The organism is Pseudomonas batumici (assembly GCF_036585405.1).
GTDB lineage: Bacteria > Pseudomonadota > Gammaproteobacteria > Pseudomonadales > Pseudomonadaceae > Aquipseudomonas > Aquipseudomonas batumici.
This window is the reverse complement of record NZ_CP144470.1, coordinates 3,535,940-3,550,371: the sequence shown is the minus strand read 5'-3', so window position 1 is coordinate 3,550,371 and position 14,432 is coordinate 3,535,940. Positions and strand designations below refer to the sequence as shown.

11 protein-coding genes and 1 pseudogene are annotated in these 14,432 nt (G+C 65.3%); 2 read left to right on the top strand and 10 right to left on the bottom strand.

Annotation, left to right across the window (positions count from 1 at the left end):
- Nucleotides 1-363: 363 nt before the first annotated feature.
- The 7 genes from NUH87_RS15990 to yrfG form a co-directional block, all read right to left on the bottom strand.
- Nucleotides 364-828, bottom strand: coding sequence for a glycine zipper domain-containing protein (locus NUH87_RS15990; protein WP_338521560.1), 465 nt, complete (start codon nucleotides 826-828; stop codon nucleotides 364-366).
- Between the two features lie 177 nt (nucleotides 829-1,005).
- Nucleotides 1,006-2,118, bottom strand: a complete 1,113-nt coding sequence (locus tag NUH87_RS15985) for an NAD(P)/FAD-dependent oxidoreductase (RefSeq protein WP_338521558.1) — start codon at nucleotides 2,116-2,118, stop codon at nucleotides 1,006-1,008.
- Nucleotides 2,119-4,143, bottom strand: a complete 2,025-nt coding sequence (locus NUH87_RS15980) for a LodA/GoxA family CTQ-dependent oxidase (protein WP_338521556.1) — start codon at nucleotides 4,141-4,143, stop codon at nucleotides 2,119-2,121.
- Nucleotides 4,144-4,354: 211 nt separating this feature from the next.
- Nucleotides 4,355-6,703 carry an FdhF/YdeP family oxidoreductase gene (locus NUH87_RS15975; RefSeq protein ID WP_338521554.1) on the bottom strand — a complete coding sequence of 783 codons (2,349 nt, stop codon included), beginning with the start codon at nucleotides 6,701-6,703 and terminating at the stop codon, nucleotides 4,355-4,357.
- Entirely contained in the window at nucleotides 6,700-7,539 is an 840-nt protein-coding gene (fdhD, locus tag NUH87_RS15970) for a formate dehydrogenase accessory sulfurtransferase FdhD (RefSeq protein WP_338521551.1), read from the bottom strand. Before fdhD ends, NUH87_RS15975 begins: the two co-directional genes overlap by 4 nt.
- 95 nt (nucleotides 7,540-7,634) lie before the next feature.
- The gene (locus NUH87_RS15965) at nucleotides 7,635-8,522 is read right to left on the bottom strand and encodes a LysR family transcriptional regulator (RefSeq protein WP_040072105.1); all 888 of its coding nucleotides are present in this window, start codon (nucleotides 8,520-8,522) and stop codon (nucleotides 7,635-7,637) included.
- A 56-nt stretch (nucleotides 8,523-8,578) separates the two neighbouring features.
- Entirely contained in the window at nucleotides 8,579-9,244 is a 666-nt protein-coding gene (yrfG, locus tag NUH87_RS15960) for a GMP/IMP nucleotidase (RefSeq protein ID WP_338521549.1), read from the bottom strand.
- A gap of 90 nt (nucleotides 9,245-9,334) precedes the next feature.
- Between yrfG and nudE the strand changes: the two genes are divergently transcribed.
- Both nudE and cysQ read left to right on the top strand, forming a co-directional pair.
- Complete coding sequence (nudE, locus tag NUH87_RS15955) at nucleotides 9,335-9,901, top strand: ADP compounds hydrolase NudE (protein WP_040072107.1); 567 nt, start codon at nucleotides 9,335-9,337, stop codon at nucleotides 9,899-9,901.
- A complete protein-coding gene (gene cysQ, locus NUH87_RS15950) occupies nucleotides 9,898-10,740 on the top strand; it encodes a 3'(2'),5'-bisphosphate nucleotidase CysQ (RefSeq protein WP_338521546.1) in 843 nt (280 codons plus the stop codon). The genes nudE and cysQ overlap by 4 nt, the downstream gene beginning before the upstream one ends.
- Before the next feature lie 10 nt (nucleotides 10,741-10,750).
- On the opposite strand, the gene NUH87_RS15945 is transcribed toward cysQ, so the two are convergent.
- The 3 genes and pseudogenes from NUH87_RS15945 to NUH87_RS15935 all read right to left on the bottom strand — a co-directional run bounded on the left by NUH87_RS15945 (nucleotide 10,751) and on the right by NUH87_RS15935 (nucleotide 14,430).
- On the bottom strand, nucleotides 10,751-11,206 hold the full coding sequence (locus NUH87_RS15945; RefSeq protein WP_338521544.1) for a YiiD C-terminal domain-containing protein: 456 nt from the start codon (nucleotides 11,204-11,206) through the stop codon (nucleotides 10,751-10,753).
- Nucleotides 11,207-11,228: 22 nt separating this feature from the next.
- A pseudogene (locus NUH87_RS15940) lies at nucleotides 11,229-12,619 on the bottom strand (sigma-54-dependent transcriptional regulator).
- Entirely contained in the window at nucleotides 12,616-14,430 is a 1,815-nt protein-coding gene (locus NUH87_RS15935) for a sensor histidine kinase (RefSeq protein ID WP_338521542.1), read from the bottom strand. The pseudogene NUH87_RS15940 and the gene NUH87_RS15935 overlap by 4 nt, the downstream one beginning before the upstream one ends.
- Nucleotides 14,431-14,432 lie beyond the last annotated feature (2 nt).

The following is a 14,432-nucleotide window of genomic DNA, read 5'->3' as shown; positions in this document are numbered from 1 at the left end:
ACAGTACTTGGCCAGACTCCAAGATAGATCCGCATCTCCTGCTTCCATTGCATCGCTCAAGGTCGGCGGATCATATAGCTAGCATATTGATATCAGTATCGGGATAACCCTTAATCCAAGGGGACGCAAGGCCCGGTTTTGGGGGACTGAAAGGGGTTTTGAAACGGACTGCCCCGCCAAGTCTTTGACCCCTTGTTCAGGCATTACGCTGCCTGCTGAGAGAAGGGTGCAAGGGCGCTGATCGGAGGCTTCTAGGAATTAGGCTTAAGGCCAGGTAACAAAAAAGATGTAATGGAGTGTAACTACTTCTGAGCGACGGCTTGGGTGGGCTCCTTACAACGCCGTCGCTCCTGCGGCGGACAGTCAGTCGTCCCAATGCCGGTGATGCTTGCGATGGCCCCAACCGTGGCCGTGATGCTCGCGATGGTATTCGCGGCGTTCGCCACGGTAATGGCGACCTTCGTAATCGCTGGAGTTGCCCATGTAGTTGCCCAGCGCGCCGCCCGCGCCGCCGCCGGCCGCCGCGCCCAGCAGGGCGCCGTTGGTGCCGCCCATGCTGCGGCCCACCACGTTGCCGCCGGCCGCGCCCAGGGCGCCACCGATGGCGGCTTCGCCACGGCTGTGTCTGTTCGCGCCGACCGCACTGCCGCCTGCGCCACCCAAGGCCGCGCCGATGGTCGAGCCGGTGTTGCCGCCCAGGGACTGGCCGACGGCCGAACCGAGCACGCCGCCCAATGCGCCACCGATACCGGCTTCGGCGGTGCCGCCGGCGCAAGCGAAGCCACTGGCCAGGCTCAGGGACAACAAGAGAATCGACGAGAACTTCATAGCTGAGGAGCCTCAAAGGGATGACGGCGCGATCCTGAGGCTTGTGTAGGAATAGTTACAATGGAAATCCGACGAATAGCACGGGTTGTATACAAAATCATAACTTACTGTTTTTACTGGGGAACTTAGTCGATAAAAGACGGTCTCAGCCCGATTGAATCTCCCCGTTTCGTGCGTTCAGCGCGGCTGAGAAGGCGTTTCCCGGACCTGACGTCGGTTCCAGAAAGTCGATTCGCCCCAGCGTTTTTCCATCCCGTAGAACTGCTGCCGGTTGTCCAGGTAGGCGGTGTAGATCCGTGTCAGCAGATCGGCATAGCCTGCCAGTGCCTCGGGGTTGCCTTGCAGCGCGTCGTGCACGGCCCGCGCGCAGTGCTGGCCGCAGTAAAGTGCGGTGGCGATGCCTTGCGAGGACAGCGGATCGAAGGACAGGGCCGCATCCCCGACGGCCGCCCAACGCGAGCCGTGGAACACGGAAAGCCGCCCGCTGCTGGCGTCCATGCCGTGGACCGAGGTGCCGGGGCGGTAGCCGTGGGTTTGGCACAACGGCGACAACAGGCGCGTCTGCGCCAACTTCTGCCACAGACCTTCGCTGTTCAGCAGCCGCTGGCGATCCAGCAGGTCGAGATCGCTTAGGTAGGTCACCAGCCGTTCTCCCGAAGGCAGCAGCACGCTGTACCACCAGCCGCTCTCGACCGCCTCGACCAGGGTCCGCCCGTCCTGGTCCGTGCCTTGTGAACTGTGCAGCAACAGATAGAACGCCACCAGTCGATCATTCTCCCGGCGCTGCGCGCCCTGCTGGCGTGCGAACACGGCCGGGCGGCCGCCGGCATCGATCAGCCAGCGGCTGTGGGCCAGGTGTTCGTAGCCGTCGTGGGCCAGCCGCAGGTGAAAGCCATCCTCGTCGGCGGTCTGGCTCAGTCGGGTCGATTCGCGAACCGACACCCCGACCTGTCGCGCCGCCGCGCGCAGTTGGCTGTCGAAAGCGGCACGGTCCAGTTGGTAGCCCTGGCCGTGGGTGTGAAAGATGAAGTCGTCCATGTGGGGCTCGTCCGAACCCCACAGGGAGACATTGCCATGGCTGGTGCGATGCCCGGCGGCGAGAAACCCGTCGAGCAGCTCCAGGTCATTGAGCAGCGAGCGGGCCGCCGGCGGAAAACCTTCGCCCACCCGAAAGCGCCCGGCGGGTGCGGAATCGGCCAGCAGCACTCGCCAGCCCAGGCGACCCAGGGTAATGGCGGTCGCCGAGCCCGCCGGGCCGCCACCGATGATGGCGACGTCGTAGCGCTCCATCTAGATCGGACGGTTTCCGGGTTTGACCGCTCGAGGGGCCTGCAACGCTTCTTCCTGGCTGCTGAAGTTGGCGCCCTTGGGTGGTCGTGGGCCCGCACTCGGTGGGCTGCCCGCCGCGGCAAAGTCGGCGGCCAGCTGCGGACTGGCAAAGGTCTGCGCCTGGGGAATGGCCGGGCCATAGCTGGCAACCATCATGGTGTCGGGGTACAGCGGGCTGCCGTGAACCCCGTGGCGCACTTCCAGCAGGCCCATGGAGCCGAAGATATCGACCATGGTCTGCATCTGTACGGCGGTCGGGGTCTTTTTCGGATAGTTGATGTCCAGCGGCGCGTTCCAGTTGCTGCGATCGGCAAAGGCGTCGCGACGTTGCTCCGGCGCCACCGAGGGGTCGATGACCAGGGCGTAGTCGGTATCGCTGAGCACCTGGTTGGGGACGCGGGCTGGCCAGAACGTCGAGGTGAACGGGTTGTAGGACGGGTCGTAGCCGCCCCGGCAATAAGCGGTGTCGGCTTGCCAGGGCAGGCCCATCCAGCGGTTGAGATCGCCGGGACCTTGTCCGTACAACGGGCCGCCGACGGCCAGCGCCTGGGTCTGGTCCAGGGTCGGCCCGTAGTCGGGTTGCGGGCTGTTCGCCGGGCGTTGGCGAATGCGCCAGGGCTTGGCGTACAGCGGCAAGTGGCGCATCGGCCAGGTCAGTTCGCAGCCGGGGTGGAAGGCATCGGCCAGGCAGAAATCCAGGGCCGCGCGGTCGAGCATCGCCGGCTGTTCGGCCAAGGGCACCGAATCGAGGTGACCCGGCGGCGGCTCGCTCGACCAGTCAGCTTCGAAGGCGCCGGCAGCCCAGCTGCTGAGGACCAGGTACTGGGTCTGGGTAATCGCCGAATTCTGCCGTGGGCTCGGGTTGGGCACTGCGCTCATGAAGTCGCCATAGATCCATGGCCAGGGCAATACGTTGCCGTCGGCCGGATCGGGCAGGCGGAAGCTGTTGAGAATCTGCCGACGGGTTTCGGCGTAGAGGTCGTAGTTCTTCGATGGGGGTTTGCTGGCCAGCTTGGCGATGAACGACGGGTCTTCGAAGTTGTAGGGGCCGCCGTGGCCGAACTGGGTGGCGAAGCCCTGGTTGACCCATTGCAGGCCCGACAGGCGTTGCAGGATCGGGTAGACGTCGTGGCGGAACGAGACCGTGGTATTCGGGGTCAGCCAGCCGGCCTGGATGAACAGGTCGTAGGTCAGGTCGTACAGAGTGCGCACGGCCTTGACTTGCGGCGCGTAGTTCGGCGGCGCGGTGACCACCCAGGCCGACTCCACCGGGATCGAGCGACCGCCAATACTGACCTGGGCGCTGACCGGGCCATCGGAGGTGTCGTCGAACCAGCCGTCGGCGTTGATGAAGCTGTTGTCGTCGGTCGGGTTGAAGATCGGCGTGCCCTTGGGCGAAGCCGAGACACCGCGTCCGCCGAGGAACAGCAGCCGGCCATGGGCGTCGGTGCGCAGCTCGCCAAGGTAGACCGGGGTGTCTTCGTATTGCCCGTTGAATTCGACGCCGCTGCGGTTCGGCCCGCTGATGCTTTGCAGGCCGCCGTCTATGGTCAAGGTCGCACGGGCCTTGGGATCGGTGATCTTGGCGTTGCGCAGGGGCAGCACCACGGTGGCGGCTTCGGGGATGTCCATCGCCAGTTGCCACTGGTACCACTGTGCCTTGCTGTTGGCGACATGGGCCGACCAGATGATGTCGGCGTTCTCGGCGGTCAGTTCCGCCACCACTTCGCCGGCCACGTTGTAACCGTAGATCCGGAACTCGGCGGCCTGGCGCTTCAGCGCGCCCTGGGCATCGCGGTAGAAGCCCAGGGGCTCGGGCCGTGGTGAGGTGACCTGGGGACCGACAAAGTACTCCGACTCGCTGTTGCCGACCCGCGCCACGCCGATGGCGGGGTGGATCGCGGCGCTGACGATGCGATGGTCTTTGTGGGAGGAGGACGGGGTGTCGCCGTGGTGGTGCGTGGTATGACCGGGCGTGATCGACATGAATGCTCTCCGCAATCCGTGCTAAAGAGGACGTTGCCCGACCTGCGGGCAGGTTCCCTGGGCGGGTGCCGGGAATCGCACTCGGGTGAGTGAATGGCAGGCACTGCTCGCAGACTCTAGTAAAGGGATGCGGGTTTGTCGAATGGCCTTTTGCTATTGTCCGGCGCGTTATTCAACGCACCGGTTATAGCGTCGGGAGTGTCGTCCGCGATCAGCCGGCTTTCGCCATGATCAGCCCGGTTTCGCTGGCCTGCTCGAGGACAATGGCGACGAACTTGGAGGTCGGGGTGTAGCTGTCGTCGCCGAAGCTTTCCAGCGGTATCAGCGGGTTCACTTCCGGGTAATAGGCGGCCGCCTGTCCCGCGGGGATATCGAACGCCAGCAGGGTGAAACCCTTGACCCGACGTTCGCGGCCATCTTCCCAGAGCGAGACGATGTCGGCCTTCTGGCCCGGCTTGAAGCCCAGGCGGATGATGTCCGCTTCATTGACGAACAACACGTCGCGCTGGCCCTTGACCCCACGGTAGCGATCATCGAGGCCGTAGATGGTGGTGTTGTACTGGTCGTGGGAACGCATCGATTGCAGGATCAGGTCCGGTTTCTTGCCGGTGGCGTGGATGCGTTCGTGGATCAGATCGGCCGGCAGGCTGTTCGAACGGAAGTTCGCCCGGCCCGACGGGGTGTTCCAGCGGCGCGAGCCCGCGGCGTTGCCCAGGTGGAAACCACCCGGGTGTTCGAGACGCTGGTTGAAGTCCTTGAAGCCGGGAATGGTGTCGGCGATCAGGTCGCGGATGCGCCTGTAGTCGGCTACCAGCCAGTTCCAGTCCACCGGGTGCGCCCCCAGGGTCGCGGCGGCGATGCCGGCGAGGATGGCCGGCTCCGAGCGCATCTGTTGCGACTGCGGCTGCAACTGGCCGTTGGAGGCGTGGACCATGCTGAACGAGTCTTCGACGGTGACGGCCTGCGGACCTTCGCGCTGTATGTCGATGTCGGTGCGGCCCAGGCACGGCAGGATCAGCGCTTCCTTGCCGTGGGTCAGGTGGCTGCGGTTGAGCTTGGTGCTGATCTGCACGGTCAGCTCGCAGTTGCGCAGGGCTTGGAAGGTGCGCGGGCTGTCCGGGGTCGCCTGGGCGAAGTTGCCGCCCAGGCCGATAAACACCTTGGCCCGACCGTCGAGCATGGCGTGAATGGCTTCGACCACGTTATGGCCGTTGCTGCGTGGCACCTTGAACTGGAAACGTCGCTCAAGGGCGTCGAGGAAGGCCGCCGGTGGCCGCTCGTTGATGCCCATGGTGCGGTCGCCCTGCACGTTGCTGTGGCCACGCACCGGGCACAGGCCCGCGCCGGGGCGGCCGACATTGCCGCGCAGCAGCATCAGGTTGGCGATTTCCTGGATGGTCGCCACCGAGTGACGGTGCTGGGTGATGCCCATGGCCCAGCACATGATGACGTTCTTGCCTTTGACGTACATCCGCGCGGCCTGTTCGATCTCCACCAGGGTCAGCCCGGATTGCGCGACGATCTGCTCCCAGGGGGTGTCGTCGATGGCGGCCAGGTAGTCGAGGACATTGGCGGTGTGTTCGTTGAGGAACTCATGGTCGAACAGCGACGGCTCGTTCGCCGCCTGGGCCTCGCGTTCCCATTGCAGCAGGAACTTGGCCATGCCCCGCAGCACGGCCATGTCGCCGCCCAGGGCCGGGCGGAAAAAGGCGGTGTTGGTCGGCTTGTCGCCGTTGGTGAGCATTTCCAGCGGGTGCTGCGGGTGCTGGAAGCGTTCCAGGCCGCGCTCCTTGAGCGGGTTGATGCAGACCACCTGGCCCCCGCGTTTCACGGCTTCACGCAGCGGTTCGAGCATCCGCGGGTGGTTGGTGCCGGGGTTCTGGCCCCAGACGAAAATCGCGTCGGCGTGTTCGAAGTCGTCAAAGGTCACGGTGCCCTTGCCGACCCCGACACTCTGGGCCAGGGCCACGCCGCTGGCCTCGTGGCACATGTTCGAGCAGTCGGGAAAGTTGTTGGTGCCGAACGCCCGCACGAACAGTTGATACAGGTACGCCGCCTCGTTGCTGGCCCGGCCCGAGGTATAGAACTCGGCCTGATCGGGGCTGGTCAGGTTGAGCAGGTGCTTGGCCACCAGGGCATAGGCGGCGTCCCAGCTGATGGGCTTGTAGCGGTCGGTGAGCGGGTCGTAGCGCATCGGCTCAGTTAGGCGGCCCTGGTATTCCAGCCAGTAGTCGCTCTGCTCGAATAGCGAGGTGACGCTGTGCTTGGCAAAGAAAGCCGCATCCACCCGCCGTTTGGTGGCTTCCCAGTTGACCGCCTTGGCGCCGTTCTCGCAGAACTTGACCATGCCGCTTTCCGGCGAGTCGCCCCAGGCGCAACCCGGGCAGTCGAAGCCGCCGTTCTGGTTGGTCTTGAGCATCATGCGCAGGTTCTTCAGCGCGTTGTCGCTGGTCAACCAGGCCTGGGCCACGCTGATCAGCGCGCCCCAACCCCCTGCCGCGCCCTTGTAGGGCTTGTAGCGTGGGGTCGGGATCTGGTCGGCTTGTTGATGCTTGCTCACGCGGGTTTCTCCATCGCAGGGCTGTAGACCCGCGGCGCATTCTTTTGCGGCAGGTGAATGAGATTGAGGTTGTGTCGGCGCGCCCACTGCAGGGCCAGGCCGGTGGGCGACGACAGGCTGACCAGGGTCTGGATGCCGGCGCGCAGGACTTTCTGGATCAATTCGAGGCTGCAACGGCTTGTAACAATTACCAGGCCGCCGGCGGTCGGGATGTTCTGTCGGATCAGGGCGCCGATCAGCTTGTCCAGGGCGTTGTGTCGGCCGATGTCTTCGCGGCCCAGCAGCAGTTCGCCCTGGTCGTTCATGAACAGGGCGGCGTGCACTGCCCCGGAGTATTGCCCCAGGGGCTGGAAGGCGCCGATGCGTTGGCGCAGGCCGTCGAGCCAGGCGGCGGGTGGCAAGGGCGCGCCGGGCAGTACGGTGAGTTCGGGCAGGGCCTGCTCCAGCGCTTCCACACCGCACAGGCCGCAGCCGCTGGTACCGGCCAGCTGGCGGCGCTGCTGCTTGAGGTTCCAGAAGGCGCGACTGGCGATTTCCACCTGGGCGTACTGCGCAGAGCCGCTGCCGCTGAGCTTCAGGTCGTAGATTTCAGTGGCGTCGGCAATGATGCCGCTGCCGATGCTGAAACCGACGATGAAGTCTTCGAGGTCGGTGGGGGTGACCAGCATGACCGCCTGGCTGATGCCGTTGTAGGCGATCGCCAGGGCCACTTCTTCGGCCAGTGCCGTCTCGGCGGTTTCGCTGCGCTCGAGGTCGCTGTACTGGTAGCTCTGGCTGGCGGCGGGCGCGGCTGTCGAGACGGCAGGGAGCGCGCAGGTCGGGTCCTTGACGTTCATAGGGGCATTACCGGCGGGATATTCAGTGTCAAGACTAGGCGCGGCAAAGGGTCGCGTCTAATCGTTAGTAATGATCCGATGATAGATGGTGTCGATCAAGACTTGTTTGGCCATTGTTGGTAGAGGGCGAAACAGGCTTCCGCCAGTGCCGAGCGTGGCGCGCCCCGGCGCATGATCAGGCCGAGGCGTGCCAGGGTCCTGGCTTCGGCTATGGGTTGCAGGCGCAGGTGGTCGCTCAGGGCTTCAAGACCGTCGTGCAGCGGCATGATGGCGCAACACAGGCCGCCGTGGACGGCTTGCAGCAGTTGATGAACGGCATCGGTTTGCAGCAGCGGTTGCGGGGTCAGGCCACGGCTGTGGAAGTTGTGATCGATGGACTGGCGAAAGTGCATGCCGCTGGTGAGCATGCCCAGGGGCAGCTCGATCAGCGCTTCCCAGCTCAGGGGCTGGTCGCTGAAACTGAAGAAGCGCCGGTCGTAGAGCAGGCCCATGGGGGTTTCCTCCAGGGCCAGGGCCTCGAAGCGCTCGGTGTCCAGGCGTTCCAGATAGGACACGCCGAGGTCCAGGCGGTTGCTCGCCAGCTGTTCGAGGATCTGCTCGGAGCTCAGGGATGAGAGTTCGAAGCGCAGGTTCGGGTGTTCGCGATGCAGGCGTTGCATCAGCTGCACCGGATCGAAGCTGGACAACGGCACCACGCCCAGACGCAGGGTGCCGACCAGGTTGCCGCGACAGGCGGCGGCTTCGGCCTGCAGGCCGTCGTAGGCCGCCAGTACGGTACGGGCCCAGGCCAGCACGCGTTCGCCGGGGGCGGTGAAGCCTTCGAAACGCTGGCCGCGGTTGACCAGTTGCAGGTCGAGTTCCTCTTCCAGGCTGCGCAGGCGCATGGACAGCGTCGGCTGGGTGATGTGGCAGCGCGCCGCCGCCTGGCCGAAGTGCCGGGTTTCGTCCAGGGCAATCAGGAATTTCAGCTGCTTGATGTCCATCGTCGCTCCGCGGGCTGTGCAGCGGTGGATTCTAGCGCGCCCGGCTTCAAGCTTCCTTATTCCAGGCCTTCGATCAATGTCCGGTAGTCGCCCGTGGCCTCGAACTCCTCGGTGTCCTTGGGCCCCTTGCGGCTGTCCGGTTCGCTGACCGCCAGCAGGTGCACCACGCCGAAACGCCGGGCGCTGCGCAGGATCGGCAAGGTGTCGTCGATAAACAGGCTGCGGGCCGGGTCGAAGCCGATATCGGCCTGCAAGGCGTCCCAGAACTGCGGGTCTTCCTTGGCGAAGCCGTAGTCATGGGAGCTGATCAAGCGTTCGAAATACGGCGCCAGTTCGATCCGCTCCAGCTTCAATGACAGGGAATCGCGGTGGGCGTTGGTGATCAGGATGACCCGCTTGCCGGCCTTTCGGATGGCCGCCAGAAAGGTATCGGCGTTCGGGCGCAGGGCAATCAGGTGGGCCGTCTCCTGTTTCAGCTCACGCACCGGCAGCTTCAACTCGGCGCTCCAGAAGTCCAGGCAGTACCATTTCAACTGGCCCGCATGGTTCTTGAACAAGGGCATGAGTTCCTGCTCGGCCAGTTCCCGGCTGACACCATGCAGTTCGGCATACCGCTTGGGCAGGTGCTCCATCCAGAAATGGTTGTCGTAGTGCAGGTCCAGCAGGGTGCCGTCCATATCCAGCAGAACGGTGTCGATGTCGCGCCAGGGCAATGAGGGCATGGGAAACTTCTCGAGCGGTAAAAAGATAGGAGGCAACAGACAATCGGAAAGCCACGGTATAGTAACCCGTTCACGCCCAGGAGCCGCCCCATGCGCCAGAAACCCACCGTCCTCGCCCGCGAGATCGTCGCCAGCAGCCGTTTGTTCCGTGTCGAAGAAGTGCAACTGCGCTTTTCCAACGGCGTCGAGCGAACCTACGAGCGTCTGGTTGGCCGGGGCGCCGGTTATGGGGCGGTGATGATCGTGGCGATGATCGATGCCGAACATGCCCTGCTGGTGGAGGAGTATTGCGGCGGCACCGACGAATACGAGCTGTCCCTGCCCAAGGGCCTGATCGAGCCGGGCGAGGACGTGCTGGCGGCGGCCGAACGCGAGCTCAAGGAAGAGGCAGGTTATGGCGCCCGGCAACTGGAGCACCTGACCGAGCTGTCCTTGTCCCCCGGCTACATGAGCCAGAAGATCCAGGTGGTCCTGGCCAGTGACCTGTACGAGGAGCGCCTGGAAGGCGACGAACCGGAGCCGATGCGGGTCGATCGTGTCAACCTGCGTGAATTGTCTGGCCTGGTGCAGAACCCGCAGTTCAGCGAGGGGCGTGCGCTGGCGGCGTTGTATCTGGCGCGAGACCTGTTGACCCAGCGTGGAGTCTTTCAATCGTGAGTGAGTTTTTTTCGAATCTGCCGCACCCCTACCTGGCCCCGGTGATCGACCTGGCGCGCCGGGCCGGCGAAGTCATCCTGCCGTTCTGGCGGGCGAATGTGCAGGTCACGGACAAGGCCGATGCCTCGCCGGTGACCGCCGCCGATATCGCCGCCCATCACCTGATCCTCGACGGCTTGACGGCGCTGGACCCGAGTATCCCGGTGTTGTCCGAAGAGGACGCCGATATTGCCCTGGCGGTGCGTGCCGGCTGGCAGCGTTGGTGGCTGGTGGACCCGCTGGACGGCACCAAGGAGTTCATCGCCGGCAGCGAAGAGTTCACGGTGAACATTGCGCTGATCGAGCAGGGGCGGGTGGTCTTCGGCGTGGTGTCGATGCCGACCAATGGTCGCTGCTATTTTGGCGGCGCCGGCCTGGGTGCATGGCGTGCGGACGTCGACGCGGCGCCGCAGCCGATCCGGGTACGTGAGGTGCCGGCGGCGGGAGAGGCGTTTACCGTTGTCGCCAGTCGTCGGCATTCGAGCCCGGAGCAGGAGAAACTGCTGGCGGGGCTGAGCGACAGTCTCGGCGAGCTGGCGTTGGCGAATATCGGCAGTTCGCTGAAGTTCTGCCTGTTGGCTGAAGGCGCGGCGGACTTCTATCCGCGTCTGGCGCCAACCTCGCAGTGGGACACAGCGGCGGCCCAGGGCGTGCTGGAAGGCGCGGGGGGCGAGGTGCTGGAGCTGAGCGGCGAGCGCTTCAGCTATCCGGCGCGGGAGTCGTTGCTCAATCCGTTTTTCCTGGCGCTACCGGCCAATGCGCAATGGCGTGGGCAATTGCCGGACCTGCTGCGCGGCTGAGAACAGCGCTTCAGCGGTGCAACACATATTGCCCGCTGAAGCGCACCGCTGCTTCTTCACTGCCCGCATTCACCACCCGCGTCTCGAGGGTCAGCCGCGCCCGGCCATAGCGCTGGTAAGTCGCCAGGAATTTTTTCCAGACCTTCTCCTCCGGCGCATCGCAGATCGCCTGGGCATCTCCGGTCACCGGAAACGGATAATCGATCCGGCCTTCCTGGATCACGATATGCCCATCCACGATGCCGGCCTCGCGCTGGCTCAGGTGCAACCAGCCCCAGCCGGCCAGTACCGCGCCGCAATAGAGACTGCCGCCGAACATGGTGCTCTTGTGGTTGACGTTGGGCTCCAGCGGCAGGTGCAGGCGCAACTGCCCGGCCTGCCAGTCGAGGACCTTGAGGCCCATGTCGCGGGTAAGCGGAATGTCCTGATGGAGGACGGATTCCAGGTAACGACTGTCGCGGTTCATGCACTGACCTCTTGGGTGTGATTCATTCGAGTTCGTCGCTGGCGGCGCTGCCGACGCTGTCGAAACTCAAGCCGTGTTTGCGTAGCTTGTCGTGCAGGGTCTTGCGCGGAATGCCCAGGGCTTCGGCGAGGCTGCGCAACGAGCCGTGGGAGCGGGCCAGCTCGGCGGCGATCAGGGATTTCTCGAAGTGCTCCACCTGCTCGCTCAAGCTCGTACCCGGGTGCCCGGCAATGCTCGCATCGAGATGCTCGGGGTGTTGTTGTCCAGGGCCAGTTCCAGGCCGAGGGCAAAACGCTCCGCGGCATTTTGCAGTTCGCGGACATTGCCCGGCCAGGTATGCCGCAACAGCAGGCCACGCTGCGCCGGTTGCAGGGTATGGGGCGGCAGGCCGTGGCGGGCGCTGGCTTCGTCGGCGAAGTGCTGGAACAGCATCAGGGCGTCTTCGCCGCGTTCGCGCAGCGGCGGAATCCGCAGCGGCGCGACATTCAGGCGGTAATACAGGTCGGCGCGGAAGCGCCCCTGGTCGGCGGCCTGGCGCAGGTCTTCCTTGGCGGCGGCGATGACCCGGATATCCAGGGGGATCTGCTGGTTGCCGCCGAGGCGTTCGACCACCCGCTCCTGCAACAGCCGCAGCAGCTTGACCTGCACGTCCAGGCTCATGCTTTCGATTTCGTCGAGGAACAGGGTGCCGCCGTTGGCGAATTCGAACTTGCCGATCCGGCGTTTCTGCGCCCCGGTAAAGGCCCCCGGTTCATGGCCGAACAGTTCGCTTTCCACCACCGACTCGGCCAATGCCCCGGCGTTGATCGCCACGAAGGGGCCGTTGCGGCGGCTCGACAGGTCGTGCAGCGCCCGGGCCACGACTTCCTTGCCGGCGCCGGTTTCACCGAGGATCAAGACATCGGCCCGGGTCGCCGCCAGGGCACCGATCTGTTCGCGCAGGCGCAGCATCTGCGGCGAGTGCCCGACCAGTCGCGCACTGAGCTCTTGGCGGTCGCTCAGGGCCAGGCGCAGGCTGCGGTTGTCCAGCACCAGGCGGCGCCAGGCCAGGGCCCTGCGCACGCTGTCGAGCAGGGCATCGCTGGCGAAGGGTTTCTCCAGGAAGTCATAGGCACCGGCGCGCATGGCCTGCACGGCCAGGGGCACATCGCCGTGACCGGTGATCAGCAGCACCGGCAGTTCCGGGTCCTGGTCATGCAGCGCCTTGAGCAGCTCCAGGCCATCCATGCCGGGCATGCGGATGTCGCTGACGACGACCCCTGGCCAGTCGCGCTCGATCTGCGCGGCCAGGCCCTGGGCTTCGGCCAGCGGCAGGATCTTCAGGCCGGCCAGGTCCAGGGTCTGGCTCAAGGCCTGGCGCAAGTGGGGATCGTCGTCGATCAGCACCACCTGGATCTGGTGGTCGATTTTCATACACTCGAGTCCTCGGGAGGTTGCAAGCTGACCCCGGGTGCGCCGGCGCGCATCCGCAGGGTGATCAAGGCGCCGCCTTCGCGGTCGTTGGCGAACAACAGCTCGCCGCCGAAGGCGCGCATCAGCGAATCGCAGATCGCCAGGCCCAGGCCCAGGCCTTGAGTCCGTGTCTTGGTGGTGTAGAACGGTTCGCCGGCGCGGTCCAGGGCTTCCAGGCAGAAGCCCGGGCCGTTGTCGCGAATCGTCAGACTGACGCCCTGTTCGGAAGATTGGGCACTCAACCAGAGTTTACGCGGCGGACCCTTTTCGGTCAGGGCGTCGAGGGCGTTCGCCAGCAGGTTGCCGAGCACCTGGCGCAGGCGGGTTTCGCCGGCCTGGACCCACAAGGTGGCCGCCGGCAGGTCGCGGATCAGTTCGACTTCCATGGCCCGCCGGCGCTTGGCCAGCAAGGCCAGGGCATCGTCCAGGGCCGGTTGCAGGGCCACGCTTTCCGGGGCATGCCGGTCGCGTCGGGCGAAGGCGCGCAGGTGGGCGATGATCGAGGCCATGCGCCCGGTCAGTTCGCTGATCAGCTTGAGGTTGCCGCGGGCGTCGTCGGTGCGCTGGTGGTCGAGCAGCACTTCGGCGTTTTCCGCGTAGCTGCGGATGGCCGCCAGCGGCTGGTTGAGTTCGTGGCTGATGCTCGCCGACATGGTGCCCAGGGCCGAGAGCTTGCCGGCCTGGACCAGGTCATCCTGGGCGCGCACCAGTTCCTGCTGGGCCTGTTCGCGCTCCAGTACTTCCTGCTTGAGACGGCGGTTGAGGCCTTCCAGGTCGCTGGTGCGTTCGGCCACGCGCATTTCCAGTTCGCGCCGGGTCTTGGCCTCGAAGGCGATCCGATCCAGGTAATGGCGGCGCCGTTGCATCATCAGGCCGAGCAGCAGCATCAGCACCAGCAGGGTGGCGCCGCCGACCGCGACGACGGTCCGTACCGGGCGGTCGACCAGGCTCCGTGGCGCCAGGATACTCACGTTCCAGCCGGTTTCCTCGATCTGTTGGGTCTGGGTCAGCCAGGCATCGGGATTGAGGAGCAAGGGCTGGGGATTGCGGGTCGGGTAGGGTTGCACGGCGGTGATTGCGTTGCGCTCCTGTTCGCTCAGGACGCGGGTCGAGCGGAAGCGCCATTCCGGGTGCGAGGTGAGAATGACCACGCCGTTGTGGTCGGTCATCATCAACTGTTCCGGCGTCTTGCCCCAGAGGCTTTCGGTGCGGTCCAGATCGACCTTGACCACCAGCACCCCGATGATCTTTTGCCCTTCGCGCACGGCCGCGGCAAAGAAGTAGCCGCGCTTGCCCGAGGTGGTGCCGAGGCCGAAGAAGCGCCCCAGGCGCCCGGCCATGGCTTCGGTGAAATAGGGGCGGAAGGCGAAGTTGCGATTGACGAAGCTGTCGTGCTTGTCCCAGTTGGAGGCCGCCAGGGTCTTGCCGCTGGTGTCCATCAGGTACATCACTTCGGCGCCGGTCTGGGCGCAGATGCCTTGCAGCAGGTTGTTGGCATTGCTCAGGCGCAGGCTTTGCCCCGGTTCTGCCAAGGCGTCACGCAGGGCCGGCAGTTCGCCGAGGATCTGCGGCAGGACTTCATAGCGGTGCAGGGTGCCCAGCAGGTTGGCGACATAGAGGTCAAGGGTCTGGCGGTTCTGGCTGACCAGTTCGTTGCGGTAGTAACGCTCGGCCAGGTGCTCCAGCGGCCACAGCAGCGGGGCCAGGCACAGGAACAGCAGGGCGAGGCTGCGCCAGCGGGGTCTGCGGGGAAGGGTGGGGCTCGTGATCATGA